23 protein-coding genes and 1 pseudogene are annotated in these 25860 nt (G+C 51.3%); 14 read left to right on the top strand and 10 right to left on the bottom strand.

Annotation, left to right across the window (positions count from 1 at the left end; all coding sequences use genetic code 11):
- Positions 1–125: 125 nt before the first annotated feature.
- Together DWB84_RS14550 and DWB84_RS19115 are read right to left on the bottom strand one after the other, a co-directional pair.
- A pseudogene (locus DWB84_RS14550) lies at positions 126–1352 on the bottom strand (MFS transporter); the annotation flags it as partial.
- On the bottom strand, positions 1234–1599 hold the full coding sequence (locus DWB84_RS19115) for a hypothetical protein (protein WP_255429042.1): 366 nt from the start codon (positions 1597–1599) through the stop codon (positions 1234–1236). The gene DWB84_RS19115 and the pseudogene DWB84_RS14550, both read right to left, overlap by 119 nt.
- 139 nt (positions 1600–1738) lie before the next feature.
- Here DWB84_RS19115 and DWB84_RS14555 point away from each other — a divergent pair, with 139 nt between their 5' ends.
- Together DWB84_RS14555 and DWB84_RS14560 are read left to right on the top strand one after the other, a co-directional pair.
- Positions 1739–1909 carry a DUF3012 domain-containing protein gene (locus DWB84_RS14555; protein ID WP_370589725.1) on the top strand — a complete coding sequence of 57 codons (171 nt, stop codon included), beginning with the start codon at positions 1739–1741 and terminating at the stop codon, positions 1907–1909.
- A 61-nt stretch (positions 1910–1970) separates the two neighbouring features.
- Positions 1971–2750: a DUF1461 domain-containing protein gene (locus DWB84_RS14560; RefSeq protein ID WP_187410550.1), complete on the top strand. Its 780-nt coding sequence runs from the start codon at positions 1971–1973 to the stop codon at positions 2748–2750.
- A 37-nt stretch (positions 2751–2787) separates the two neighbouring features.
- Here DWB84_RS14560 and DWB84_RS14565 read toward each other — a convergent pair whose 3' ends face one another.
- The 3 genes from DWB84_RS14565 to mobA form a co-directional block, all read right to left on the bottom strand.
- Positions 2788–3996, bottom strand: coding sequence for an alginate export family protein (locus DWB84_RS14565; RefSeq protein WP_187410551.1), 1209 nt, complete (start codon positions 3994–3996; stop codon positions 2788–2790).
- Positions 3997–4627: 631 nt separating this feature from the next.
- Positions 4628–5440: an RICIN domain-containing protein gene (locus DWB84_RS14570; RefSeq protein WP_187410552.1), complete on the bottom strand. Its 813-nt coding sequence runs from the start codon at positions 5438–5440 to the stop codon at positions 4628–4630.
- Positions 5441–5700: 260 nt separating this feature from the next.
- A complete protein-coding gene (mobA, locus tag DWB84_RS14575) occupies positions 5701–6303 on the bottom strand; it encodes a molybdenum cofactor guanylyltransferase MobA (RefSeq protein WP_187410553.1) in 603 nt (200 codons plus the stop codon).
- A gap of 205 nt (positions 6304–6508) precedes the next feature.
- Between mobA and pdxH the strand changes: the two genes are divergently transcribed.
- The 3 genes from pdxH (at position 6509) to DWB84_RS14590 (ending at position 8624) form a co-directional block, all read left to right on the top strand.
- Positions 6509–7147, top strand: coding sequence for a pyridoxamine 5'-phosphate oxidase (gene pdxH / locus DWB84_RS14580; protein ID WP_187410554.1), 639 nt, complete (start codon positions 6509–6511; stop codon positions 7145–7147).
- Entirely contained in the window at positions 7144–8142 is a 999-nt protein-coding gene (locus tag DWB84_RS14585) for an NAD(P)H-quinone oxidoreductase (protein WP_370589726.1), read from the top strand. Before pdxH ends, DWB84_RS14585 begins: the two co-directional genes overlap by 4 nt.
- 164 nt (positions 8143–8306) lie before the next feature.
- Positions 8307–8624, top strand: coding sequence for an STAS domain-containing protein (locus DWB84_RS14590; protein WP_187410555.1), 318 nt, complete (start codon positions 8307–8309; stop codon positions 8622–8624).
- A 57-nt stretch (positions 8625–8681) separates the two neighbouring features.
- Here the strand turns inward: DWB84_RS14590 and DWB84_RS14595 are convergent, their stop codons facing one another.
- On the bottom strand, positions 8682–9785 hold the full coding sequence (locus tag DWB84_RS14595) for a phosphoribosylaminoimidazolesuccinocarboxamide synthase (RefSeq protein WP_187410556.1): 1104 nt from the start codon (positions 9783–9785) through the stop codon (positions 8682–8684).
- Positions 9786–10048: 263 nt separating this feature from the next.
- Between DWB84_RS14595 and DWB84_RS14600 the strand changes: the two genes are divergently transcribed.
- The 4 genes from DWB84_RS14600 to ggt all read left to right on the top strand — a co-directional run bounded on the left by DWB84_RS14600 (position 10049) and on the right by ggt (position 17009).
- A complete protein-coding gene (locus DWB84_RS14600) occupies positions 10049–11419 on the top strand; it encodes an MATE family efflux transporter (RefSeq protein ID WP_187410557.1) in 1371 nt (456 codons plus the stop codon).
- Positions 11420–11453: 34 nt separating this feature from the next.
- Positions 11454–12836, top strand: a complete 1383-nt coding sequence (locus DWB84_RS14605) for a PQQ-dependent sugar dehydrogenase (protein WP_187410558.1) — start codon at positions 11454–11456, stop codon at positions 12834–12836.
- An 11-nt stretch (positions 12837–12847) separates the two neighbouring features.
- On the top strand, positions 12848–14899 hold the full coding sequence (locus DWB84_RS14610; protein ID WP_187410559.1) for a TonB-dependent receptor: 2052 nt from the start codon (positions 12848–12850) through the stop codon (positions 14897–14899).
- A 400-nt stretch (positions 14900–15299) separates the two neighbouring features.
- The gene (ggt, locus tag DWB84_RS14615; RefSeq protein WP_187410560.1) at positions 15300–17009 is read left to right on the top strand and encodes a gamma-glutamyltransferase; all 1710 of its coding nucleotides are present in this window, start codon (positions 15300–15302) and stop codon (positions 17007–17009) included.
- A gap of 54 nt (positions 17010–17063) precedes the next feature.
- Here ggt and DWB84_RS14620 read toward each other — a convergent pair whose 3' ends face one another.
- A complete protein-coding gene (locus DWB84_RS14620) occupies positions 17064–18017 on the bottom strand; it encodes a tRNA-dihydrouridine synthase (protein WP_187410561.1) in 954 nt (317 codons plus the stop codon).
- Between the two features lie 241 nt (positions 18018–18258).
- Here DWB84_RS14620 and DWB84_RS14625 point away from each other — a divergent pair, with 241 nt between their 5' ends.
- The 4 genes from DWB84_RS14625 to pyk all read left to right on the top strand — a co-directional run bounded on the left by DWB84_RS14625 (position 18259) and on the right by pyk (position 23354).
- Positions 18259–18510 carry an OadG family protein gene (locus DWB84_RS14625; protein WP_187410562.1) on the top strand — a complete coding sequence of 84 codons (252 nt, stop codon included), beginning with the start codon at positions 18259–18261 and terminating at the stop codon, positions 18508–18510.
- Between the two features lie 76 nt (positions 18511–18586).
- On the top strand, positions 18587–20371 hold the full coding sequence (gene oadA, locus DWB84_RS14630) for a sodium-extruding oxaloacetate decarboxylase subunit alpha (protein WP_187410563.1): 1785 nt from the start codon (positions 18587–18589) through the stop codon (positions 20369–20371).
- A gap of 10 nt (positions 20372–20381) precedes the next feature.
- The gene (locus tag DWB84_RS14635) at positions 20382–21695 is read left to right on the top strand and encodes a sodium ion-translocating decarboxylase subunit beta (RefSeq protein ID WP_187410564.1); all 1314 of its coding nucleotides are present in this window, start codon (positions 20382–20384) and stop codon (positions 21693–21695) included.
- A gap of 204 nt (positions 21696–21899) precedes the next feature.
- Positions 21900–23354, top strand: a complete 1455-nt coding sequence (gene pyk / locus DWB84_RS14640; protein WP_187410565.1) for a pyruvate kinase — start codon at positions 21900–21902, stop codon at positions 23352–23354.
- A gap of 208 nt (positions 23355–23562) precedes the next feature.
- Here the strand turns inward: pyk and DWB84_RS14645 are convergent, their stop codons facing one another.
- Entirely contained in the window at positions 23563–23781 is a 219-nt protein-coding gene (locus tag DWB84_RS14645; RefSeq protein WP_187410566.1) for a hypothetical protein, read from the bottom strand.
- A 195-nt stretch (positions 23782–23976) separates the two neighbouring features.
- Here DWB84_RS14645 and DWB84_RS14650 point away from each other — a divergent pair, with 195 nt between their 5' ends.
- Entirely contained in the window at positions 23977–24288 is a 312-nt protein-coding gene (locus DWB84_RS14650; protein ID WP_187410567.1) for a BolA family transcriptional regulator, read from the top strand.
- Between the two features lie 273 nt (positions 24289–24561).
- Here the strand turns inward: DWB84_RS14650 and DWB84_RS14655 are convergent, their stop codons facing one another.
- Positions 24562–24771 carry a cold-shock protein gene (locus DWB84_RS14655; RefSeq protein ID WP_187410568.1) on the bottom strand — a complete coding sequence of 70 codons (210 nt, stop codon included), beginning with the start codon at positions 24769–24771 and terminating at the stop codon, positions 24562–24564.
- A 365-nt stretch (positions 24772–25136) separates the two neighbouring features.
- Positions 25137–25670 (bottom strand): DUF3806 domain-containing protein, encoded by a 534-nt coding sequence (locus DWB84_RS14660; protein WP_187410569.1) that lies wholly within the window; start codon positions 25668–25670, stop codon positions 25137–25139.
- Positions 25671–25860 lie beyond the last annotated feature (190 nt).

The following is a 25860-nucleotide window of genomic DNA, read 5'->3' on the forward strand; positions in this document are numbered from 1 at the left end:
GTTCAAACATCAGCCCAGAGCGAAAACCGTGGAGGATGTGGAAAAGCTGCTGCCGTGGAATGTGGATATCGAGCAGCTGAAGCAAAGCTTTGGGGCTGTCAACCGGGTGCTTTGTTGAGCGCTTACCGTTTTACTAGGGGGACTACGGCGAAGACGGCGCCGGCGCCGGCTTGGACGAAGAGGGAGCAGAAAATAACGGTGATTACCGCGAATAAGAGGGGCCATTCGGGGGTGATTTGGGATAAGGCGAAATAGCCGAGTCCGGAGCCGATTACGCAAATGGAGAGCGCTTTTCTTCTGCCGATTTTATCGCTGATGTAACCGCCGCCGGGGCGCGCAACTAAATTCATAAAGGCAAAAGAGCCACCGAGTAAGCCGGCAATGGCCAGGGACATGTTGGGGAATGTGTCGATAAAAAATGCGGGCAGCATGGAAACCACTGCCAGTTCGGAACCGAATGTTACGAAATAGGACCAGTTGAGCACGGCTACTTGGGAGAATTTATATGGTTCCTGCGTGGTTACACCTTTCAGCATGTCTTTATTGACTTTGTAGATTTGGCTGAAGTGGTAGACGCATAAGACAACTAAAATCGCGTACAAAAAATAGGTTGTGGTATTGCTTAATAGGCCTATTTCCGCTGGCGAAAGCTTCCAGGCCAGAACGGCTAAAATCAAATACATAGGGATATTCATCGCTAGGTAAAAATAAAAATCCCTGCGATTGCTGACGGCTAATCCGCCGGATTTTTTAGGTTTTAAATAGGCGGTGTTTTTGGGAGTATTGCGAGCTCTTAAGTAAAAGAAAATGCCGTAAGCGATAGCTACAACGCCGATCATTCCTATCGCATAGCGCCAGCCGTTTTTTCCACCAAATACCATGACAGCAATAGTTGGCAAAATAATGGCTGCCGCTGCCGCGCCGAAGTTTCCCCAACCGCCATATATGCCTTCTGCAAGACCTACCTGACGTTCTGGAAACCATTCGCCCACCAGGCGAATGCCTATAACAAATCCGGCGCCGACAAAACCGAGTAGAAACCGAAATAGGGCGAGTTGTTCGAATGTTTGTGCGGCTGCGAATGCGATGCACATTAATCCGGAGATTGTTAGAAGCACACTGTAAATAATTCTGGGGCCAAATTTATCGACGAGAATGCCTATTACGATTCTGGCCGGTATGGTGAGTGCCACGTTTAAAATCAACAGCGCCTTCCATTGATCCGCTGTCATATTAAAACTTTCCATAATCAATGGTTTCAGCGGGGCGTGGGCAAACCAAATGACGAAGGTTAGAAAAAACGCGAACCAAGTGAGATGTAATAAACGAATGTTGGCCTGAGAAATATCCAGTAAGTTGAGTTTGTGCGATTTCATCGGATTGCCCTGTCTGGCTGTGAAACGTGCATTCCATGTCGTTTTGCCGTTGCGACAAATCAGGCTGGAACACATTGGTGCGAGTTACTGGGGAAATTGCGATTGCAAGCTCTACGCCAGGGCGGATAAAAATTAAAATAAGCGCCAAAAATGGGCTTTTTTGTAGCAATTTGATTGAAAATAAGTCACGAAAATTTCTATTTGATGATTTATTTGTGTGCATATATGGCTTGCCTGCACCTTTGTAGAACTCTTGTTGGCGGCTATTTCTGCGTAAACGTTAACTCTTTTGATCTCTCGATTTGCCGACTTCCGCCTCGGCCATTAATATGAGGCTCCCGTTAAACCTGGAGTTGTCTAAAGTGATCCGAAGAGTTTTGAGCAGTTTGATGGTGGTTTGTGTATTGGCCCTGACGGCTTGCAGCCCAGAGGTTGGCAGCCAGAAGTGGTGTGACAATATGAAGAAGAAGCCAGAAAAAGACTGGACCATGGCGGAAGCGAAGGATTTCGCCAAGCACTGTCTGTTCAAATAAGCATGCTTCGCCTTGCCTCATCTATCTCATCCTCAGTCAACCGGAATCACGAACATTGACCATGAAGTCATCCAAGATTCACCCTAAGCCCAAGTCGAATGCCGTTCGGTGGAGCAATCTCTGGCGAGATCTCTTGAGAGCCACGCCGCTGGCGCTCAGCGGTTTGCTCGTGGCTTTGGCGGTCAGTTGGATCCTGTTAGCGCTGGCCAACTTTTCCTATGGGTTTTGGCATGACCACGGAGGGGTAGGTGAGGCAATCGATCGGTTCGCGTCTTCCAATCAATACCGCTACGGATTTGATCAGACCACCCGCGAGCAGCGCATAGAGCTGTTCGCAGGGATTGTTAAGGCGATCCACCAAGGCGGCAAAGGATTGGAGGACCTGAGCTATACAGTTCCTGGACATGCGCCCCAGACCTTGTTGCGTGAGCCGGAGATTGTCCATTTGCAAGACGTTGCCAATCTGATTGATTCGGCAATTTATCTGGTGGTGGTTGCAGCAGTTATTTGGATTGGTTTGTTGGTTTATTTCGCCAAAGCGAGAAAACCTGTTCCGTCTCTTAAACTTCAATTAATAGGCACATTTATATTAATTGCGTTGATCACAGTCGTTGTGATGCTGATAGGCCCGGTTAAAGTTTTTTACGCTCTGCATATCTGGTTGTTCCCGCCGGATCATCAATGGTTTTTTTATTATCAGGAATCCTTGATGGCGAATATGATGCGGGCGCCTATTTTATTTGGCTGGATCGCGTTGGAGTGGTTATTGGCCGCATCAATCTGTTTTGTATTGCTTCAGACTGCAGCAGCCAAACTAGTTGCTCGTATTCAATCATCTTAATTTGACAGCGCATCCTGCGCCGCCAATCTTCCTTCTATTAAAAGGTTACAGCTGCCATCAGCCACAATTTTTTGGTGTCGTGGGTAAAGCCGACGGCTGTCGGTGCATCCGCGTCTGCGCTGTAGTCTGCGTATTTCAAAGTCAGCCCCACTGGACCCGCTTTTGTCTCTGCCACCAGTCCGTATTCCTTGCCGTAATTCAAGTAGCCTTCATTTGCGGAGTAGGTGTGATACACAAAACCCAAGGTGACACTTTTGACGGTGGTGCCGATACTGAAGTAGATGTCTTCAATTCCCGCAGCTGGAGTCGTCAGGAATTTGTCCGCCCATCCTTGAAACGCGTGCAAGGTGGCCAATGAGGTGGTAAATGCGGCTACGCCATCATCAGAACCCAGCACTTCGTAACCAACACCCAAATTAATTTTGTTGGCGGCAACCGGAATGCTGCCGTTGATTTCCGCCAGCATGTAGTCGGTGGAATAATCGACGGGATTTTCTGCGGCGTCTTTTTGCTGTGCGTATTCGAGGTTATAGGTGAGGTAGGTACCGGCTTTACCTTGCCAGCGCAAGCCGAAGGTATCGCTGGACAGTGTTTGGTTGGTTTTGTTTTCCAATAAATATCCGTAACCAATCACGGAGCCAAATGGTGTGTCATAACGTGCATTCAATAAATGGCTTTCGTGGTTGTGGTCTTGTGCTTCGGCAAATACACGGTTGACGTCGGTGATATAGCCGTAAAAAAGTGAAAGTCCTGCAACCGGTTTGCTCGCAATGGTAAAACCGTCAAAAGTCTGCTCGTCCTGGCGCCAGCCGACGCCGCCAACAAAACGTTGGTTATCGAGGATAATGCGCTGACGACCGTATTTTGCTGTGGTTGCGCCGTGGGTATAGCTGATAAAAGATTGGTTAACTTCTGTGACTTCTGGATCGCCTATAACCGCTGTGCCGCGATTGGTGACGCCATCGCTGTAATCCTGTTTGCCTATTTCGGATGTGTCGTCCATTTCCAGTGTCAAGCCAAATCCTTTGTAGCTTCCGGATGTGTAGGTCAAGCGAGTTTTTAACGTTGTCGCTGCAGCATCTTCCAGAGTGTCTTCGTCGACACTCTCATAGCGAAAACGCAGATGGAGTTGGGTTTTTCCGGATTTAAGGGCCTCAGTAATCGACGCTGCCTCTTGCGCAAAAGCGGGTGTTGACGCAGCAACGGTGCAGGCTAAAGCAAGAATTTTTTTGCAAAACGATCTCATGGATATTCACCCCAATGGACAAGTCAAACGGATTTTTTAAGAAGTGCAGAAGTGGATTTTTCCGATTTCTATTTCATAACAGCTCCAAATGTGAAGCTCGGAATTATCACGCCGGGTTTATCATTCGTTTTGCACAACAATTGATGTACAGCTTTTTAATTGCTGTTTAAAAATTGAGATGCATTTAAGAATGCCGCTCACTGAATCATTTTCGTGCGCGGGATATGATTGGCTGATAACAAAATTCACTGGCGCAATTTTCTTGCCAGCTTGAAAGAAAAATTGGGGTGGGAAAATTAATTCCCAAAAATCAAAAGCTTGGTGTTGATTTTTCATCACTTGAGCAAATCGGAAGAAGAAAATCTTCGCACCAAAAATGTGATTATTAGGGGAGGTAATGAATCAAAAAATTGCGTTTGGGTTCGCGAGATATGTTCTTTTTTGGTGCTCTGACCAAAAATGATTGTGCGCACTAGGCAATATAGTGGTGGGAGCAAAAGGCAATAGGTACGAAAGGTAAAGTATAAGAGTGAGAAACAGCCCCTATAAGAGGGGCTGTGAGAGAGATTTAAGGGGCCTTTAACTTTAAGGGGTAGGTGCGTTTAACTTTATGGGGTAGGTGCGTTTAACTTTATGGGGTAGGTGATAGCTGCGCGGGTTCAGCGGTAGTGGCTTGGGCAACTTCAATGGGCAGCAAGCGCCATTGTTGGTTTTCGCCACCCCAGTAGGTCCAGAGGGAGACGGGGCCGCCGTGTTTTTTGTTCAGTTCGTACACATCCAGCACTTGGCTGCTGTGGCGTGCGCTTATGCGGTAAAAACCGCCGTTGAGTTTTTGCAACGACCAGTGCTGATCCCAGCCATTTATCCACGGTTGTTGCAGCACTTTGATGCCATCTCTATTGGAGAAGTCCTGAATTTCCAGGGCTTTGGCGCTGTGGTAGGCGGTCAGGGAGTAATAACCGTTGCCGAGATCTTCCAATTGCCACAATTGATGTGGATCTTCGATAAAGTCTTGTTGCACCAGGAGTGCACCGTCTCCGGTGCTGCCATCAGCTATCGCCAGGGCTTTGCCACTGGAGCGGGAGACAATGGCATATACCCCACTGGGCACTTTGGCATCCGCTTCGGCCACATCTTGAACCGTGCCAGAGCTGGATGAGCTGGCGACGCTGTTAATGGCAGGGTCCAGTGTCATACAGGTGGAATTAGCTGCAGGCTTGCCTGCCACACCAAAGGTTTTGCCGTTGCAAATGAAATTTCCGGACAGGGTTCTATAGGAAAACTTGCCGTTGTTGTTGAACGCAACCAAAGTGGAGGATTCAACGGCGCAGCTCTCGTCAAGCGTACAGATAGTGGTGAAGCCTTCAGGGGCGGCGGCGTAGGCCGCATAAGATGTGGCAAGAGCAGAAGTGGCAAGAGCAAGGACAGACAAACGACTTTTCATGCTGTTTTCCCGGTTCGCTGGGGCTTATGGTTATTCAATTTTTCATCGGTGGTAGACATGGTGAGTATGGCCTAAGTTTCTTCGGCATACCCAGCATTCGCTGTCTTCCATCGTCAGCGTTGGCCTGTTTTAGCACGATTTTATTTAAAGGAATACATAGACCCGGTCTTGTCAGGTCGAATTATGATCAGTTCGTGAAGGAGTAAACATTTCGGCATAAAAATCTGTGGTGGCTGCTTGAAAAAGGATAAGGCTGGCTTCTAGGGCGCTTGCTTTCCTTTTAACCGGTCCCAGTCATCCGGAGTATTCAGATTGAAAAAACAAGCTTCTTCCGCAAAGAAAACATAGCTGGCCTTGAGCTGCTGAATAACCCGGTGCAGACTTCTCTCCCCGGAATTAAAGGCTTCCAGAAGGTTCGGCAGCAATGACATAGACCAGAGGGCAAAGGTGTAATGAGCGTCCTCCTGGCTGCGAGCGACGGCTACCAGGCTCTTGTTGGCGTCGATGCTTTGGCGCAAACGCAGAACCAAATGGGCGGGGAAATTGGGTGTGTCTGTCGCGAAGGTCGCCAGCCAGGCGTGACGCTTTCGGGCTTTTTGCGCCCACGACATTACACTTATAATGCCGGCCAGCGGGCCAGGGTGGTCTGGCCAAAGATCGGGCACAATGGGCAGCATGTAGTTTGCCAGGCGGGTAGGGTCGCCATTGGCGTTGATGACCAGTTCTCCAACCTGAGGACGGGCCAAGTCCAAGCAGTGCTGCAGCAAGGTGCGGTTGTTGTGCTGCAGGAGAAATTTGTCCGCTTGTCCCATACGCAGACTTTGTCCTCCAGCCAAAAGCACTCCCAATGTATCGTTGGCCAATTTTGTCTCCGTATTGAATTGTTAAGCGGGAATTTTGCTACCGCGAAAATTATTTATTCAGATACATAGAAGCAAACAACAAATAGAAGTAAACAACAAGTAGAAGCAACAAGGTGGCGCATCAACTGGTGACATGCGCATAACAAGAAACGCCGCTCTGCTGTAAGGAGCGACGGTTCATCTATTGATAAAGAAGAGAGAATCGATGGATCTTGAACAGATTCGGCGTGAGTATCTATTAGGCGGTTTACGCCGCGACCATTTGAACGACAATCCCTTTATTCAGTTTAAATCTTGGCTCGAACAAGCCGTCGCCAGTGGAATTCCCGATCCGACTGCGTTGGTACTTGCGACTGTGGATGCGGATGGCCAGCCGGATCAGCGTATCGTTTTGCTCAAGCACCTGGACGATCAAGGTTTCGTTTTTTACACCAATTACAACAGTAAAAAAGCACGCGACATTATTTCCAACCCTAAAGTCAGCTTGCACTTCCCTTGGCATATGATGGAGCGTCAGGTGCGGGTTAACGGTACGGCTTCGCGGTTAAGTGCAGCTGAATCGCTTAAATACTTCGTTTCCCGCCCGCGAGATAGTCAAATTGCCGCCTGGGCGTCGCAACAAAGCCAACGCATCAGCTCCCGGCAGTTTTTGTTGGAGCAATTTCAGCGTATGAAGGAAAAATTTGCCGATGGCAAAGTTCCTTTGCCGGATTTTTGGGGAGGTTATCGAGTGGTACCTCATCGTTTCGAGTTTTGGCAGGGCGGCGGAAGCCGCTTACATGACCGCTTCGAATATGTGTCGACGTCTACCGGAGATTGGGATATCGGGAGGTTGGCGCCATGATGAGATTTATTGATATCGAAAGACCCGGTGGTCCCGAGGTTCTGCAATTAAAGCGCGGTGCTCTGCCGACATTTGAGCAGGACGAAGTCTTGATTCAGGTAGCGGCGATTGGCGTTAACAGGCCAGATATTATGCAGCGCCAGGGGCGTTACCCTGCACCTGAGGGCGCTTCGCCCATTTTGGGGTTGGAAGTGGCGGGGGTTGTGGCTGCCGTTGGACGCGACGCGGGACCTTGGCGAGTCGGCCAGCGCGTTTGCGCACTGACTAACGGCGGAGGTTATGCGGAATTTGTCAGCGTGCCTGCCAAGCAATGTATGGCGGTGCCGGAGGCGCTGGATTTTGTTGTCGCTGCAGCTTTGCCAGAAGCGTTGTTTACAGTGTGGAGCAATGTTTATGACCGCGGTGCATTGGGCGTTGGCGAGACATTGCTGATTCACGGCGGCAGCAGCGGCATTGGCACTATTGCCATTCAAATGGCTCGCATTACCGGTGCACGTGTTTACGCAACGGCAGGCAGCGAGGCCAAATGTCGTGTATGCGAAAAATTAGGTGCACTGCGCGGAATTAATTACAAGGAAGAAGATTTTGTTGAAGTGATGAAACAAATCACTGGTGGCCGCGGTGCAGACGTTATTCTCGATATGGTAGGCGGCAGTTATATTCAAAGAAATATTCAAGCTGCTGCTAAAGATGGTCGCATCGTCAATATCGCGTTTCAGGAAGGTGCTGTGGCGGAAGTCAATTTTATGCCGGTGATGATGAAACGCCTTACCTTGACTGGTTCGACTTTGCGCGCGCGCAGTAAAGATGAAAAGGCCAGCATAGCGCGCCATGTCAGTCGAAAAATCTGGCCCGCCGTTTTAGCGGAACGTATAAAGCCGATTATTCACAAAGTATTTCCTTTGGAAGACGTTGCGCTGGCGCATAAAGAATTAGAGGCAGGCAACGTTATTGGCAAAATTGTTCTGGTAACCGATAAATACGGCGTTTTTTGATTTTGTGCGCCAGCTTTGCTGGCTTTTTGGCGGCGCGTCAAATATTCCGCAAAAAATCTGTGTCAAAAATAAAATATTGACACTCTCTTCCTCTTTACTCCCTTCCTTACATGGAGCGGACCTCGGTGATGAACTAGGCTTTTTGAATAAGCTGAGGATCCGCCATGCAGATCAAATACGATAAAGACTTGGGAATTGTGATTCGGCCTGACCGTTTGTTTGATTACATGGCAGGTAATGAATGCATCGAGAAAACCGAGGCGTATTTGAGAGCTCATGGGTGTGTGCAGATCACCATTGATTTCCGCGAAACCCTATTTATGGACAGCTCAGGTATAGGTGCGCTAATCGCGTTGATGCACAAACTCCCGCCTCAATCCCCAGCAATTCGCTTGATTCATCCCAGCAAATCCATTCACAAGTTAATTGAAGTGTGTTGCTTGCATCGATTGTTTGCGATTGAAGCGGAGAGTGATATTTAAAGGTGGGATTGAATGGGCGAGACCCCTCCCGTCGTGGGAGGGGTGGAGAAGGCGGATTTAGTCGATCAATTTATATTCACGCCGCAAAATATCGCAAATTTCCGCTTTGGGATTTTCTGGCACTGCAATTTTTTCACCCGTAATACGCTCGGCGATGTCCAGATAGGTGCGTGACACTTCCATCAAAATGTCGCGTGGCAGAGCATTGTCGCGCGCCAGCGCGATTCGTTCGCGCATGCGGTTTTTATTCAACAGAATATCTGGATCTGGGAAATAGCTGAGCAGAAGCTGGCGGAACGCTTCTTTGGATTGCTCAACGATTTTGCCTTCGCGGAAGGAAGGGCCATCCCAAATGCGGGAGGAATCCGGCGTGCCGACTTCATCCATATAAATCAATTTTTCTTCGCCGTTTTTATCCGTAACGTAACCGAACTCGAATTTGGTATCGACAAAAATCTGATCGAGTTGCGCGAGTGATTCCGCAATTGCGGTAAAGCCTTGCTTCAGCAATTTTTCATACAGGTCGATATCGGCGGTGGAGCGGAAGTTAAATGCAGCGTAATTGGCGAACAGATCGTCGCGCGTAATATTGGCGTCATCTTGTTCGGGTACGCCAGGAATGCCGCGCAAGATGCCCTTGGTTGAAGGGGTGATCAGCAGCTCTGGCAAACGCTGATCTTTTTGCAAACCGTCGGGGAGACGGATGCCACAGAATTCCCGTTCGCCATTAGCGTAGGCGCGCCACATGGAGCCGGTGATGTACTGGCGGCAGATGGCTTCGATTTTGATCGGTTTGGCTTTTTGTACGACCCAGACAAATGGGTGAGGAATATCGAGAATATGGCTATCGGCCAGACCCTTTTCGCGGAACAGGCGGAACCAATGGTTGGAAATGGCATTGAGCGCTGCGCCTTTACCGGGAACGCCGCGCATACCACCTTCGCCGTGCCAGATGCAGTCGAATGCAGAGATGCGGTCGCTGATCACCATAATGGCGAGCGGGGCATCCGCCGGGACTGGATAGTTTTTCTCCTGAATCAATCGTTTGCTGTCAGCTTCCGTCAGCCAGTACACCGAGCGCACCTTGCCGCTGTGGACAGGTTTGTCGGTACGGATAGGAAGATCGTCATTGACGGCGAGAACTTGATCGGCAAGATTCATGGAGATATTCCGCTGAGCTGATGAACTGAAGGGGCAATGGACCAAAAAAACGAACGCGCGATCATAGCAGAACTCAGCTGTGTCGCCCAAACGCAGGCCGCTTATCGGTATGGAAAACGAAGCGCAGTACATGCTTTCTTGTGGTGGTTTATAAAGCTTCTATAATTTGTGCCAAATTGGCTTTACCACTCTATAAATTGTCAGCTGCCAAGCGAGATCGGACTTGCTTGAGTGCCGGCAGAGTCTTCCGGGTTCCCTTTATTATGCAAACTGCTTTTTGGCGGCGTATCGCCGTACTTGCCATTCCTGTAGCCTTGCAAAGCTTGTTACAGGCGCTTCTCGGAATGGCGGATGTGGTGATGGTCACGGGCTTGGGGGCCAATGCGGTGGCGGCGGTTGGCCTTGCGGCCAAGTTGCACTTTTTGATGCTGGTTATGGGCTTTGGCATCGCGGCATCGAGCAGTATCTTGATTGCGCAACACTTTGGTGCCGGCAATCACGAGCAGTGCCAGCGCACCCTGGTGATCGCGTTGTTCTGGGGAACCCTCATAACCTTGCCGTCGGTGTTGTTGTTTGCCATATCGGCCTATTGGCTCGGATGGATCAACCCCGATCCCGAAGTGGTTCGTCTCACGGCTCGCTATCTTTTAATTACTGCGCCTGCGTTGTTGTTGACGCAATACATCATTGTTTACGAAGCCTCTCTACGTTCGACTGGCAATGCCATCATGCCTTTGCTTGTGGGTGTAGGAGCTGTACTTAGCAACGTCTTTTTTAACTATGTGCTGATTTTCGGCCATTTCGGCTTTCCCGCCTTGGGTGTCGAAGGGGCCGCCTGGGGTACTCTGATCTCCCGAATTCTGCAGCTGTTGGCGATCTGGTTAGCCTTGGCTTATTCGCACCATTTGTTTGCTCTCAGTCGCCACCATCTGCGTTATTTGTCGAACAAAAATGCAGCTAAGCACTTCCTGCAGTTCGCATTTCCCGTGATGCTCAACCATGTGCTTTGGGCTGTAGGCAATTCGACCTATCACATAGCAACCGGATTCGCCGGCACTGAAGCGCTCGCCGTTATGGGCGTTATGGTGCCGGTGGAGAGCGCGTTTTTTGCCTTATTTATCGGGCTGGCAAGTGCTGCGTCTGTGATGATCGGGCAGGCATTGGGGGCGGATCGCCAAGAGCAGGCATTACAGCTGTGCAAATTGTTTAATCGCACAGTAATTGTTTTAGTGATAACGCTGGCCGCTATCTTGTGGTTAGCGCGCGGCTGGATTTTGCATGTATTCGACGGGTTGGATGCGCAAACTTCCAGCCTGTTGGTCTATACGCTCGCCATTTTCTGTCTGGGCGTGTGGGTGAAAGTACTGAATATGCTGCGTATTCTCGGCATTTTGCGCGCGGGTGGCGATACGCGTTTTTGCCTGATCACCGACACGATTGTGATGTGGGGAGCGGGGGTGCCGCTGTTCCTGTTGGCCGTGTGGTTTGGAGCTCCATTCCCGATTTTGTATGGATTGATGTTTTTAGAGGATTTTCTCAAATGGATTCCGGTCAGACTGCGCGTCGGGAAAGGCATTTGGATGAAAAACCTCACTGTCGATTCTGATCCGAAAGCCGGTGTTGTGGCCGTTTAACGACTCCGATAATTCAAAAAAGCAGGAGAATCTTATGCATTTGAAGTCCATTGGCTCGATAGGAGCCTGGTTGTTTGCTTTGGCTGCAACTGGCATTTGTGGCAAAACCTGGGCAGCCGGTTCTGCTGAGCAGATGTATCAAAGCTTTTGCGCCAGCTGCCACGGTCCGGATATGTCAGGCGGCTTGGCGCCGCCACTGGCCAATGGTCAATGGAAATACGGCAAAACCGATGAAGAGATTGCACAGGTGATCAAAAAAGGCATACCGAAAGTAGGTATGCCGGCGTGGGAAAAAAGTCTTTCCGATGCGGATATTCGGGCGCTGATCATTCTGATTCGCGAACGCGTGGCGCAGGGCGCAGAGAAGAAAGCAGCAAAACCGCAAACTTCTACCATTACCGCTGCAGGCTACTCTTTTGCATTGGAAAAAATCGCCGAGGCCCCGGGCGAATTGTGGTCCATGGATTTTCTCGCTGATGGGCGCATTATTTCTACGCAAAAAGACGGCAAATTATGGGTATTTGATAAAGGCCAGCGCACGGAAATAAAAGGTATTCCGCAGGTCTGGTCGAAAAGCCAAGGCGGTTTGCTGGAAGTGCAGCAGCATACGAGTGGATGGATTTATTTGACCTTTTCTCACCCAGATAAAAAAGGCGCTATGACCAAGGTTGTGCGCGGCAAAATCGATGGCGATCGCTGGGTGGATGAGCAGACAATTTTCGCCGCGGACAGCAAGTTTTATACGGACTCCGGTGTGCATTTTGGTTCCCGTCTGGTATTTCAGGACGATTATGTTTTCTTCAGTATCGGTGAGCGCGGTCAGCAGGAATTGGCGCAAGATCTCAGTTATCCCAACGGCAAAATTCATCGCTTGCATCTCGACGGGCGAATTCCCGCGGACAATCCCTTCGTAAAAGATGCGAAAGCATTGCCTTCCATTTGGAGCTATGGCCATCGCAATCCGCAAGGTTTGGCATTGCAGTCGGGTACTGGTCTGCTGTGGGATGCTGAGCACGGCCCGCGCGGTGGCGATGAAATCAATTTGATTATCAAAGGCGCTAATTACGGCTGGCCGGTGATTACCTACGGCATGAATTACAGCGGCACGCCTATTACCAATCTCACTCATAAAGAGGGGATGGAGCAGCCTAAACATTATTGGGTGCCCTCCATTGCAGTTTCCGAAATCGATTTTTACACCGGTGAGCGTTTTCCGAATTGGCGTGGTCATTTGCTCGTAGGCAGTTTGGCGAAAGAGCAACTTCGCCTGGTGCGTGTGGACGGTGATAAGGTGGTCGGTGACGAGCTGCTATTTCAGGGGCGCGGGCGTATCCGCGATGTTGCCGACGGTCCTGATGGATATCCGTACGTTGTGATTGCGGGTGAGATTTTTAGATTGGTACCTACTTCTAAATAGGGTATTTCTCAATGATGAAAAGGAAGGGTTTCATCAGAGCTTTAACTGCAATGGCGAGCGGTGTTGTTGCTGCAACCGCTTTAGCCTCTGAACGTTTGCAGACCGTGGTGGTGTTAGGTGAGCGCAGCGAGCGCTTTTTGAGTGAAACCTCGTCGCTCAGTCATGTATTAGACCGGGAACCACTGGAGCATCCGGGTTTGGAACACGCAAGCCAAGTGTTATCCACGGTTCCCGGCGTATGGGTCAGCCGCGGCGGCGGGCAGGAACAACTTGTCGCCATACGTTCGCCGGTGTTTACCGGTTCCGGCGCTTGCGGAGCTTTTTGGTTGGCGGAAGATGGTATTTCCTTGCGTGCCATGGGCTTCTGTAATGCCAATGAATTTTTTGACAGTCATTACGAAGCCGCCGATCAGCTCGAAGTTTTTAAAGGTCCTCACGCATCCATTGTCGGCGGCAATGCGCAATATGGCGCGATTAATGTGCGTTTGCCGCAGGCAGGGGAGATAGAAGATCAAATCTCTCTCACGGCAAATTCCCAAGGATATAGACGTTTGCAACTGCTCGGCGGTTTTTCCGGCGAGCGCCACTCCGCCGGATTGTTGTTTACCGGCATCGAAGATGATTCCTACCGCGCTGAATCCGGAGTCAAACAGCAAAAACTGTCTTTGCGGCATCAATGGGAAGGCGACGACTGGATTACCGTGGAAAACGGCCTGACGCTTATGCATCTGGAACAGGAGTCGGCTGGTTATCTGGAAGGTATCGATTCCTATCGCGATAAATTGCAGCGCCGCGGCAATAACTTTCCGGAAGCTTATAGAGATGCAGATTCGCTGCGCGCCTATAGCCGTTTGCGCATGCGCAAATTGGATTCGCAATGGACATTTACGCCATTCCTGCGCAGCAATCGCATGGATTTTTTGATGCACTTCGTGCCCTGGCAGCCGACCGAGCGCAATGGTCACGATTCAGTTGGCTGGCAATTGCAATGGAAGCGTTTTTTAGCGCGCAACACCGAGGTGTATTGGAGCCACGAGTTCGAGCAGACCTGGGGCGATCTGGTGGAAGTGCAACACAACCCCGCGCCGTTTTCGCCTGCGCAGATTCCCCAAGGCGATCATTACGATTTCGGCGTTCGTGCGCGCACCACGGCGTTTAATGTCGGCGCTTATTGGCAGATCACCCATAGCCTTGCCCTGGACCTCGCCGCTCGTTGGGACCATACCTTTTACGATTACACCAATCATTTATCTACGGGCAGCGCATGCGCGCCCGGCGTCAATGGCTGTCGGTTTTATCGACCGGAGTCGCAGAACAATCACTTCAGTGAACCGTCGCTGCACACGGGTTTTGTCTATCAAATCTGGAATGGCCTTTTCAGCTTCGGCAAATTCTCCACCGGCTTTCGCATCCCTCAGGTAACCGAGCTTTATCGCACCCAGTCGCCCGATCCGACAGATGTTGAGCCAGAGCACATCACCTCATTCGAATTGGGTATGCGAGGGGAGAGCGGTCCCTGGTTTGCGCAGGGGGCAATTTATTGGATGCGCAATCGCGACGGTATTTTTCAGAATACCGATCGACTCTACGTCAATGGCGTGGATACGGATCACCGCGGTTTTGAATATGAAGTCGGCTTTAACAACGGCGTGGTTTCGGCGGCCTTTAACGGCCAAATTGCCGATCACACCTATCGCAACAACCCGCAATTATCCGGTGCGCCTTTAAATCTGCGTGGCCTACAAGTGGATACAGCGCCTGAGCATATGCATCAGTTTGCGGTGCATTGGCGAGGGGGCTCGCGGGTCAGATTTGGTTCCCAGGTGTATCACATGGGGCGCTATTACATGGATGTTGGAAATCAATTTTCCTATCCCGGACATACCCTGGTTGATTTCGATGTGGTGGCCGAACTGTCGCCGTCACTGGAATTGCGCTGGGCGCTGCTCAATGCATTTGATAGGGATTATGCCGAGCGCGCGGATATCGCCAACACCGATACCCATCGCTACTTCCCCGGCCTTGAACGGCGGTTAAGTGCCAGTGTTCGTTACAGGTTCTAGTGATCTAAGCAAAGACAAAAACGTCTTTGCTTAGATTGAAAGCCGCTGTCTTATTTTTCATCAATTTTGTCTTGCAATTGCTCTTCGGTTTTGTAGAATTGCGCGCCGCAGCGGGACCCGGTCCTGCGTCTCACCGATGTGTCCAGATCTGGTTGTCTCATTTCTGATCGAGTAAGCGAGGTTGATGTGTTTTACCTGCAAGAGTTGTTGTTGCAGCACCGTGTTTTAAGCCGTGGAAAATTGGTCGGCAGCTTACAGATAACCGGTCATCGTGCTGGCAGTTTCTGGTTCTAATATCTCCCTTTCTTCTGATGCAGCCGTTTTCGGGTTGCACTCTTTATTTCGGTTGCACTCTCTTATAAGGCTGTTACCCTTGCGCCTTTCGGCGAGGAGACGACCTATGGCAACGGCTTTACGTATTTGGCTTTTATTTGTCGTCGTTTGTACTGCAGCCTGCGCGCATCAAACGGCAGAGCTCCAACCTCAAGTTCCGCAATATGCCGCTGTATATGGAAATAACAAAGGCGCCATTGCCAGTGTTAATCCTTTTGCTACTTCTGCCGGACTGGCTGCATTTGCTGCGGGTGGCAATGCTATAGATGCCGCTCTCGCGGTGGCTTTTACTTTGGGAGTGGTGGATAGCCATAACTCCGGTATTGGCGGTGGCTGTTTTATTCTTGTGCGCTTGGCGGATGGCCGAGTCCTGGCGATTGACGGGCGGGAGATGGCTCCCATGGCCGCCACGCCGGAAACCTTCCTTGTCGACGGCAAAGTCCAGCCAGCACTGAGTAGAACCGGGCCTCTGGCGGTTGGCGTACCGGGTTCTGTTGCGGCTTATCACCATTTGCAATCTCTCGGCGGTCGTCTGTCGTGGAAGGATGTGATTCTTCCGGCTGCGCATCTGGCGGATCAAGGCTTCCCCATCGACCGTACTATGTCTCTTCGTTTGAATGGGGTGAAAGGGGATTTGCAGCAATTCCCTGCATCTGCCTCGATTTATCTTTTGCCCTCCGGCGAAGCTCCGCAACCGGGTTATCAATTGCGTCAGCAGGACTTGGCTGCGAGCTACAGAGCACTTGCCCAACAGGGACCGGATTGGTTTTACAAAGGTGATTTTGCCCGGCGCCTCGCGAATTGGATGAGTGCGAACGGTGGCCTGATCAGCTATCAGGACTTTGCCAACTACCAGTTGAAAGTCCGTGAACCTCTGGTCACCCATTTCAAAGGTTTTGAAATCTACGGCTTCCCGTCACCGAGTTCGGGCGGCACTCACGTTGCCCAGATTCTCGCCATGCTCGAACCCTTGCCTCTGCAGGAAATGGCGGAAGCCGATTTTTATCATGTGCTCGCGGAGGCTATGCGTCTGGCGTTTGCCGATCGCGCTCACTGGATGGGCGATGCGGACTTTGTTCCTGTGCCGGCAGGTCTGTTGGATGCGGACTATCTGCGTAAACGCGCAGCCCAGATCGACCGCTCCCGCGCAGCCCCTTCCGTTCAGCACGGTCTGCCGCCGGATGCAGAAGCTCTGTTCAACAAACACACCACCCATATAGCTGCGGCGGATGCCGAAGGTAACTGGGTCGCCATTACCACTACGCTCAATACCAGCTTTGGCAGCAAGGTGGTTGTTCCAGGCACAGGTGTATTGCTCAACAACCAGATGGACGATTTTTCCCTGGATCCAGGCTTGGCCAATGCGTTTGGTTTGGTCGGAGCTCACGCCAACAGCGTCGAACCTGGCAAGCGCCCGTTATCCAGCATGTCGCCCACCATAGTGACACGCGCTGGCAAGCCGGTGATGACGCTGGGGGCTGCAGGTGGGCCCACGATTATTTCCCAGGTGACCCAGGTGCTATTGCGTCATCTGGCGCTGCAGCAGCCTTTGGAAGACGCCATGGAAGCGCCGCGCATTCATCACCAGTGGAAACCGGAGTTGTTATTTGTTGAGCCGGGTATTTCAGATGCGGTGCGCAAGTCGCTGCAGGAACGCGGTCATGTATTGAAGGATATGGGTTCCTTTGGCGGAACCCAGGCGATTGTGGTGGAAGAGGGGCGGTTTCTGCCGATGGCTGAGCCTAGAGTTATTCGGCGCAATCAGGAAGAGAATTAGTCATCTCAAAAATGCCGTGTTCGGCTGATTTTTGAGATGACTCACGCTAGGAGATTAAGCGGCGCAGGCCAAGTCGCGGGCGTCGCGAACGGCGCTCTCGATAATGTGTGGATCGCGGCTTTTCTTAATAGTCTCGAACAGGGTGTGCGCTTGCGGATATTGGCGCTGCAGATACATCAACCACTGCTTTAACCGGTTGCCACAAAATTGCAGCGGGTAAGAGTCTGTGGTTTCGCGCTGGAACTTCAACAGTAGCTCTGCGATATGTGGCCAAGTCATAGGCTGATAGGCTTCTCCTGCTTGATCGGCCCGAATCGCGAGAGCAAGGTCTGGGCAGGACAATAAACCTCGTCCGAGCATGACATGGTCGCAGCCGGATTCTTCCCGGCAGCGCCGATAGTCGTCCACTGTCCAGATTTCCCCGTTGGCGATAACCGGAATGGCTAGGCGTTCGCGAATTTCTCCTATGCAGTTCCAGTAGGCTGGCGGACGGTATCCGTCGGTTTTTGATCGACCGTGGACCACCAGTTCTGCTATACCGCCTTCCGCCAAAGCGAGGGCGTTTTCCACATAGCGCGTCCGGCTTTCATAGCCCAGGCGGATCTTGGCGGTTACCGGGATAGAATTGGGCACGGCTTGGCGGACTTGTCGGGCAATTTCGAACAGCAGCTCCGGCTCATTCAATAGGCAGGCACCACCGCGGTTTTTATTGACGGTTTTTGCCGGGCAACCGAAGTTGAGATCAATTCCCGGAGCACCGTAGCGCGCTGCGGCGTAAGCATTGATCGCCAACATTTCAGGATCACTGCCCAGCAGCTGGACGCGCACCGGAATCGGCAGCGGGTCGCTCATTTCCGGACAGTAGCGCCGGAACATTTTTTCCGGCAGTCGGGTGTGGGTGACGCGGATGAATTCGGTCACGCACAGGTCGATACCGCCGATATCGGCGTAGATCTTCCGCAAGTGGTGATCGACAACGCCTTCCATGGGGGCGAGATAAATACGCATGGAGTTCTGGTCTAGGTAAAAGGCGGCAATCTTACCACTGAGAGCGGCTCAGGTTGTGACGGCGGATAAGATCAGTGATTTGTCACGCGATTTATCACCTTTTGGGTTGTTTGTGGCGCGATCCTGCTGCACTATTCCGCCCCTTCACTTTTTCGAGTAAACCGTCGGCTTTGATTTCGGCGTAGTTGTACGGCTCTGGCCCAGGGACAGAGCCGATTAATCGATGAATCATGAGGAGTTTATGCAAGAGTCGCTTTGGAGCCAGGGTATATCCCTGATGATTTATGGGATGGGCACTGTCTTCGTCTTTCTCGCGATTCTTATCGTGGTGACTTCCGCGCTCTCCAAAATTGTGTCGCGTTTTTTCCCGGAAGCTCCTGCCAGTGCTAAACCCATCCGCACGCCAGGAGCGCAGCCCGCTCCTGTTGTGGAACCCGCAGTTCTTGCAGCCATCAAGGCCGCCATCGAGCAACATCGAGCCAAGCGCCGCTGAGCGCACGTTTTCTCGGGCCCTGAATTGACGGTATTCACGGCCTGTAAGATTCACTCGCTTATAACAAGGTCCTCGTATGACTGGAAACAACTCAACTCGATTGGGTATCACCGAGGTGGTGCTCAGAGATGCGCATCAATCGCTCCTTGCCACCCGTATGCGCATTGACGACATGTTGCCGATTGCTGAGAAACTCGACCAGGTCGGGTTCTGGTCAGTGGAATCCTGGGGTGGGGCGACTTTTGATGCTTGCATTCGCTACCTGGGTGAGGATCCTTGGGACCGAATCCGCGAATTGAAAAAAGCCATGCCGCGCACGCAACAGCAGATGCTGTTGCGCGGCCAAAACCTGCTCGGTTACCGCCACTACGCCGACGACGTAGTCGAAAAATTTGTCGAGCGCGCTGCCGTTAACGGGGTGGACGTATTCCGCGTCTTCGACGCCATGAACGATATCCGCAATATGCGCACTGCGCTGCAGGCGGTAAAAAAGCAGGGCAAACATGCTCAGGGCACCATCTCCTACACCTTAAGCCCAGTACATACGTTGGAAGTATGGCTTGATCTTGCGCGCCGACTCGAAGACAGCGGGGCGGATTCCATCTGTATCAAGGATATGGCCGGTTTGTTAAAGCCTTATGACGGTTACGAGCTGGTCAGCCGCCTCAAGCAGATTTGCTCCATTCCCATCCATATGCAAAGCCACGCCACCACCGGCCTGGCGCATGCGACCATTCTGAAGTGCGTTGAAGCGGGCATCGACAATGTGGATACCGCGATTTCGTCTATGTCCATGACCTACGGCCACAGCCCGACGGAGACTCTGGTGGCGACTTTGGAAGGAACGCCGCGCGATACAGGTCTCGACCTTTCCCTTTTGCAGGAAATCGCGCTCTATTTCCGCGAAGTCCGAAAAAAATACGCCAAATTTGAAGGCTCTCTCAAAGGAGTGGATGTGCGCATTCTCACCGCGCAGGTTCCTGGCGGCATGCTGACCAATATGGAGAGCCAGCTGAAAGAGCAGGGCGCTCTTGACCGATTGGACGAAGTGCTCGAAGAAATCCCGCGCGTGCGCGAGGACTTGGGCTTTATTCCGCTGGTGACGCCGACCTCACAAATCGTCGGCACGCAAGCTGTTATCAATGTCCTGAGCGGTAAACGTTACGCCACTATTTCCAAAGAAACCCAAGGCGTTCTTAAAGGTGAATACGGTGCTACCCCCGCACCAGTGAACAAGGAATTGCAAGCGCGCGTATTGGAAGGCGCTCAGCCTGTTACCGTGCGCCCGGCAGACCTTCTCTCCCCCGAGCTCGCTAATTTGACTGCAGAACTGCGCGAGCTGGCGGCGAAGAAAAATATCCGCTTGGCCTCTGGCGCTGCAGAAATCGATGACGTTCTGACCTATGCGCTGTTTACTCAGGTCGGTTTGAAGTTTCTGGAAAATCGCGGCAATGCTGCGGCATTTGAACCTGCTCCGCGCGGTGACGGGGCAGAACCCGTGAAATCTGATCGCGGCGAGGAAATTTATACCGTTCGTGTAGAAGGCAAGGAATACACGGTCACCGTCAGCGACGGAGGAGATATCACAGGTATTGTTCCTGTGGGTGGACATTCAGCTGTCGCCTCTGCCCCTGGTAAAGCTACTGGCGGAATCCAAGTGAAAGCGCCGCTCGCTGGTTTGATCTGCAATCTGTTGGTGGAGCCGGGTCAGCAGGTGGCGGCGGGTGAGCAGGTTTTGTTGCTCGAAGCCATGAAAATGGAAACCGCAGTGAGCGCGCCAGTTGCCGGAGTGATTGGCGAGATTCGCGTGAGCGAAGGCGATTCCGTCGCCGTCGGCGATCTGTTGATGACGATTGTCTGAGGTTGAGAGCATGAACGATCTGTACAACCTCTGGCTCAGTACCGGTGTCGCCCAGGCGTCCTCCGGCCAGATTTTGATGTTGGGCGTATGTCTGGTGTTGTTATTCCTCGCCATTCGCAAAGGGTTTGAGCCGCTCTTGTTGGTGCCAATCGGATTTGGCGGCTTGTTGGCCAATATTCCCGGCGCAGGCATGGCATTTTCCGCCACGGAATTTGCCATTCGCCACGGTGATGCTGCTCTACTGGCACAGATGGCAAACGTCCTCCAGTTGCCCGAGTGGAATTCTTCTGCCGATATTCTCGCCGCTCTGAACAAAGCGACCTTTTCCCAGATGGATGCCCTTAAAACGCTTGCCAGTGATGCGGGATATAGCAATGGCATGTTGTACAACTTCTATCTTGTCGCGATCGCGAGTGGCGCTGCGCCTCTGATCATTTTTATGGGGGTGGGGGCCATGACGGACTTCGGCCCACTGCTTGCCAATCCCAAAACTCTTTTGCTCGGTGCTGCGGCACAGTTCGGAATTTTCGCGACGGTTCTGGGGGCGCTCGCGCTCAATGCGACCGGCCTGATGGAGTTCAGTCTTGCCGATGCTGCCGCGGTGGGCATTATTGGCGGTGCCGATGGCCCGACGGCGATTTATGTCGCCAGCAAATTGGCCCCGGATTTATTGGGTGCAATTGCCGTGGCCGCCTATTCTTATATGGCGTTGGTGCCGCTGATTCAGCCGCCGATTATGCGCGCTCTGACTACCGAAGCTGAGCGCAAAATTGTGATGACCCAGCTGCGCCACGTCAGCAAATTGGAAAAAATCATATTCCCCATCAGCTTGCTGATTCTGGTTGCGCTATTTTTACCGGACGCAGCGCCGCTGCTCGGTATGTTCTGCTTCGGTAATTTGATGCGCGAGTGCGGCGTTGTCGGTCGGCTTTCTGATACTGCGCAAAACGCGCTGATCAATATCACCACGATTTTTCTCGGGCTTTCCGTGGGTTCCAAATTGGAGGCCGATAAGTTCCTCGATCCGAAAACCCTGGGCATTTTGGTGCTCGGCATAATCGCTTTTGGAATCGGAACCGCTGGCGGTGTGTTGATGGCCAAGCTGATGAATGTTTTCAGCAAGCAGAAGGTCAACCCGCTGATAGGTTCTGCCGGCGTTTCCGCTGTGCCTATGGCGGCGCGCGTATCCAATAAGCTCGGCTTGGAAGCGGATCCGCACAATTTCCTGTTGATGCACGCAATGGGACCCAACGTAGCAGGGGTCATTGGTTCGGCGGTCGCCGCCGGGGTAATGATCGCCATGGTGGCAGGTATGGGATCTTAATGATTCGGTCTGCTGCGTCATATGAAGGCGCAATGAAATGATCAAATATTGCACCTTTCAAACATTTTTTTAGCCTTTTTTAAAGGTTTTCAAAAAGATCGACTATTGTTTTAAACCTTCATTTACGGCTTTCAACCATTTCGCCTAAATAGTGTAGAATGGCCCGCCGTTTTTAGAGCCTACCCGTTTTTTTGGAGAGCATATATGCTGAGACGTACGAAGATCGTCAGTACTTTGGGGCCAGCGACTGATGAACCTGGGGTTTTGGAAAAGCTGATCATTGCTGGCGTCAATGTCGTACGTTTGAATTTTTCTCACGGTTCTCCGGAAGAGCACCGCCGCCGCGCAGATGCTGTGCGGGAGTACGCAGCCAAGCATGGTCGATATGTCGCCGTTCTGGGCGACTTGCAAGGGCCGAAAATCCGCATAGCCCGTTTTGCCAATGGTCCCATCAAATTAGCCGTGGGCGACAAATTCGCCCTGGACGCAGATCTGCCTACCGAAGCTGGTGATCAGCACCAAGTCGGTATCGACTACAAAGAATTGCCTCGTGACGTTAAACCCGGCGATCTGTTGCTGTTGGACGATGGTCGTGTTGTGTTCAAAGTCGATTCTGTTGTCGGCAATCGCGTGAATTGCACCGTTACCGTTGGCGGCAAGCTGTCCAACAATAAGGGTATCAACCGTCAGGGTGGCGGTCTGACCGCTCCGGCGTTGACCGATAAAGACCGTGCAGATATCAAGACTGCCGTCGCGATTGGGGTGGACTACCTGGCTGTATCCTTCCCGCGCAGCGCTGAAGATATGAATCTGGCTCGCGCATTGGTGAAAGAAGCGGGCGGTGATATCGCATTGGTTGCCAAAATCGAGCGCGCAGAAAGCGTCGAGAGCGACGAAGTTTTGGATGCAATCATCCGTGCATCAGACGCGGTGATGGTTGCTCGCGGTGACCTGGGTGTTGAGATCGGTGATGCTTCACTGATCGGTGTACAGAAGCACATTATTGCCCGCGCTCGCGCCCTGAACCGTTGTGTAATCACTGCAACGCAAATGATGGAAAGCATGATCAACAGCTCACTGCCGACCCGTGCTGAGGTGTTTGACGTTGCCAACGCGGTTCTGGATGGTACTGACGCTGTGATGCTGTCTGCCGAAACTGCGGCAGGGCAGTTCCCGGTTGAAACCGTTGAAGCTATGGTGCGTGTCATTATCGGGGCGGAAAAAACCGAAGAGCACCACAAAGCACTGCAGCGCGAACCTGTGGTACGTGTAGCCATCGATCAAGCGATCGCCGCGGCTGCCATGTACACCGCTAACCAAATGCCGGGTGTCGCTGCCATTATCTGTATGACCGAAACGGGTTCCACTCCGTTGCTGATGAGTCGATACGGTTCTCGCTTGCCGATTTTTGCGCTGTCTCCCCACGAGAAGACTTTGCGCCGTGCTGCTCTTTATCGTGGCGTGGAAACGGTTCTGTTCAAAAACGACAACCTCACATTTGCCCAGTCCAATCAAAAAGCGATCGATACTCTGGTCAGCAAAAATATTGTGAAAGAGGGCGATTTGGTCATTATCTCTAAAGGTGATGTTGCGCATGTTCATGGCGGTACCAACACCATGAAAATCCTCGAAGTTGGTAAGCCGATCGTCAACGCGTAACCAGATCCTTTCTCTTCTCCTTGTTGGCGGCTTCTTGCGGAGTCGCCAACTATTTCCATTGCAATTGCTTTTTTCTCGCAATTAATCGTTCGTTTTAATTAGATTGCTATTCATCTAGAAGCTTTATGCAGCTGGCAAGTGCGCATATGTGGGCGCTTTTCGCTGTGAGGGAAGGGAGCTATCGCATCCATGCGAAATAACTCAAATATCAATTTGCGAGAGTATCAGAGGTGCCTTGCAATTCATTAGACAGGCTTGCTTGATAGGCAAAATAATCGTCGATCAGGCTGCGGGCTGGGGCGCGGCGCTCCTTCGACTTGCGGCGTTTGCGATGGTAGAGATCGAGTGGAAGATTCTTGCAGGGATCCGCATCCACGCGGCGATCGCCACCTTTGCGTCGATTGATAAAGACAACTTCAGGATTCATAACTACGCACTTCCGAGAGACAAATAGTAATCCAGCGGGAGCCCTGGTAGGTGGTACATAGAGTACACCTACGGAGGCCACCTGCTAAGCCTAGCTTTTATTTCCCAGTTTTCCAGTCGAAGGGCCAAATTTTAGCGAGGTTCTGGATTTTGCGCTGGTGCGAACGATAATAGAACCCTTCTTCAGGAGAGGCCTATGAAATTAGAAAGTCTGATCGTACAAAAGCTAACAGAAACCTTTCGTCCACTTGAGCTGCAGGTGATTAACGAAAGTCACGGCCACAGTGTGGCTCCCGGGTCGGAGACGCATTTTAAGGTTGTCGTGGTTTCGCAGGAGTTTGACGGGCGCAGTCGCGTGCAGCGGCATCGTATGGTCTATCAGGCACTCAGTGAGGCTCTGGCGAGCGGCGTTCATGCTCTGGCAATACACACCTATACCCCCGCTGAATGGCACGAAACTGGTGCAGCGCCGACTTCGCCACCCTGTCTAGGTGGCAGCAAGAGATAAAATTCTTGGATGTTGTTTGTTTTGGAAGGCTTGCGACGGGGGCTGCATTTAATTTCAGCAGCATACCGAACGATATTGATTAACTTTTAAAACTAAAAAATTGTTCTAAAAATAAAAAAGGCGAGTTACTAAGAAATAAAAATGAGAAGAAAAATGTTGAAAAAAGATTAGTGGTCTCGGATGAGACCACTGGGGACTTGAGCTATCTCAGTCAATCCTCGCACTTCCTGAACAACTGAGAGCAATTTCTAGGTGGAGATTTCCAGATATTTCTCAGGCAACCTCAACATTTTCGGCTTGTGGACCTTTTTGGCCAACGCCTTCGGTAAAGGTAACTATCTGACCTTCTTTCAAAGTTTTGAAACCAGATCCGATAATATTGCTGAAGTGAACGAACAGGTCTGCACCGCCTTCACGACTGATGAAACCATAACCCTTGCTCTCGTTAAACCACTTAACGGTTCCGCGTAACTTGTTTGACATAACTTCTGTTTAACCTTTGCTGAAAAACTTCTGGAAAACCTTACTCAAAGAGAACGGGCGGTCTAAATGAAGTGCGATACTGCTCCCAAAAAAACGAAATGACTTTAAAAGGATGAGGCAACGTCTTGAAATCTAAGGGGAAGTGAAACTTGCTTTGCGGCTGTCTACTTTCTCTCTGATTCAAATTCCTAATCAGCTTTTACTTTCAAAGGTTTTTCAGGCTCAAGTGGGCCCCCACATTCTTTGCCGATTCTAGGCGGGATTTATGACAATAGCAATACAACGCGCGCGCGAAAACGAGCGTTGTATTATGCGGAAATAGCGGGGGAAATCGTGGATAAAGTGCCCCTGTAATCGTCTGTGGTTTAGCGCGCATTTGGTGCGTTTGACGATACACTGTAGGGCAATTTCGGCAGGTGATCGGAAATAAGTGCAATCCCTTTTTCGTAGAGCTCGCGAATATTGGGTTTTACGCCGAGAGAAGCCCGTTTGGAGATCATAGTGATGGGAAATAAACAGTGTTGTGTTTTAGGGACGCATACGGCTCGGCTTTTGCCATCTTGGTCTTTATAAACTCGCCATTCCAGTTTGAGTTCGTTGACGTAGACATCTCCGAGCACCACTCCCATGGCTTGTAATTTGACGAGTTCGGTCTGATTGACAAGCCCTTCATCAAAAATGCGCTGCAGAAGGCGTAAATCGCCGATGTCTTTGCGAAGGCGAGAGCCGAATTCCTGGCGGCCGATTTCATCGATCAATGTGCGTTGGCGCTCAAGGTAGCCTGTGTCCACCCAACGTAACTCCTCTACAACCGTCGGTACTGGCTTTTGCGACGCGGAGGTTTGGCTAAAAGCGGGGCCGCTGAGTAACAAAGCGAGCAATGGAATAAGCGCTTTCATGGTGCATCTATCTCAAATTAAAAGAAAACGGAATTCTACCCGGAGCCTCCGGGGGGTAGAAGGCCCTCTGGGCGCGCTATATCGCTAGACGTGTTTCATGCCGCTGAGTTCCCGGGACTTCTGTCGCGGAAAAGGCTGTGATTGTGGAATCTCAGGCTATGGTTTTAAATAGCGCGCCCGAACGAGAAGC

The organism is Saccharophagus sp. K07 (assembly GCF_014336955.1).
Classification (GTDB): domain Bacteria; phylum Pseudomonadota; class Gammaproteobacteria; order Pseudomonadales; family Cellvibrionaceae; genus UBA5868.

Excerpts from the sequence above, each read along its gene's own strand:
- DWB84_RS19115 (WP_255429042.1), bottom strand. The coding sequence starts at position 1,599 with ATGCACACAAATAAATCATCAAATAGAAATTTTCGTGACTTATTTTCA.
- DWB84_RS14560 (WP_187410550.1), top strand. The coding sequence starts at position 1,971 with ATGAAGTCATCCAAGATTCACCCTAAGCCCAAGTCGAATGCCGTTCGG.
- DWB84_RS14565 (WP_187410551.1), bottom strand. The coding sequence starts at position 3,996 with ATGAGATCGTTTTGCAAAAAAATTCTTGCTTTAGCCTGCACCGTTGCT.
- DWB84_RS14570 (WP_187410552.1), bottom strand. The coding sequence starts at position 5,440 with ATGAAAAGTCGTTTGTCTGTCCTTGCTCTTGCCACTTCTGCTCTTGCC.
- pdxH (WP_187410554.1), top strand. The coding sequence starts at position 6,509 with ATGGATCTTGAACAGATTCGGCGTGAGTATCTATTAGGCGGTTTACGC.
- DWB84_RS14585 (WP_370589726.1), top strand. The coding sequence starts at position 7,144 with ATGATGAGATTTATTGATATCGAAAGACCCGGTGGTCCCGAGGTTCTG.
- DWB84_RS14590 (WP_187410555.1), top strand. The coding sequence starts at position 8,307 with ATGCAGATCAAATACGATAAAGACTTGGGAATTGTGATTCGGCCTGAC.
- DWB84_RS14595 (WP_187410556.1), bottom strand. The coding sequence starts at position 9,785 with ATGAATCTTGCCGATCAAGTTCTCGCCGTCAATGACGATCTTCCTATC.
- DWB84_RS14600 (WP_187410557.1), top strand. The coding sequence starts at position 10,049 with ATGCAAACTGCTTTTTGGCGGCGTATCGCCGTACTTGCCATTCCTGTA.
- DWB84_RS14605 (WP_187410558.1), top strand. The coding sequence starts at position 11,454 with ATGCATTTGAAGTCCATTGGCTCGATAGGAGCCTGGTTGTTTGCTTTG.
- DWB84_RS14610 (WP_187410559.1), top strand. The coding sequence starts at position 12,848 with ATGATGAAAAGGAAGGGTTTCATCAGAGCTTTAACTGCAATGGCGAGC.
- ggt (WP_187410560.1), top strand. The coding sequence starts at position 15,300 with ATGGCAACGGCTTTACGTATTTGGCTTTTATTTGTCGTCGTTTGTACT.
- DWB84_RS14620 (WP_187410561.1), bottom strand. The coding sequence starts at position 18,017 with ATGCGTATTTATCTCGCCCCCATGGAAGGCGTTGTCGATCACCACTTG.
- DWB84_RS14625 (WP_187410562.1), top strand. The coding sequence starts at position 18,259 with ATGCAAGAGTCGCTTTGGAGCCAGGGTATATCCCTGATGATTTATGGG.
- oadA (WP_187410563.1), top strand. The coding sequence starts at position 18,587 with ATGACTGGAAACAACTCAACTCGATTGGGTATCACCGAGGTGGTGCTC.
- DWB84_RS14635 (WP_187410564.1), top strand. The coding sequence starts at position 20,382 with ATGAACGATCTGTACAACCTCTGGCTCAGTACCGGTGTCGCCCAGGCG.
- pyk (WP_187410565.1), top strand. The coding sequence starts at position 21,900 with ATGCTGAGACGTACGAAGATCGTCAGTACTTTGGGGCCAGCGACTGAT.
- DWB84_RS14645 (WP_187410566.1), bottom strand. The coding sequence starts at position 23,781 with ATGAATCCTGAAGTTGTCTTTATCAATCGACGCAAAGGTGGCGATCGC.
- DWB84_RS14650 (WP_187410567.1), top strand. The coding sequence starts at position 23,977 with ATGAAATTAGAAAGTCTGATCGTACAAAAGCTAACAGAAACCTTTCGT.
- DWB84_RS14655 (WP_187410568.1), bottom strand. The coding sequence starts at position 24,771 with ATGTCAAACAAGTTACGCGGAACCGTTAAGTGGTTTAACGAGAGCAAG.
- DWB84_RS14660 (WP_187410569.1), bottom strand. The coding sequence starts at position 25,670 with ATGAAAGCGCTTATTCCATTGCTCGCTTTGTTACTCAGCGGCCCCGCT.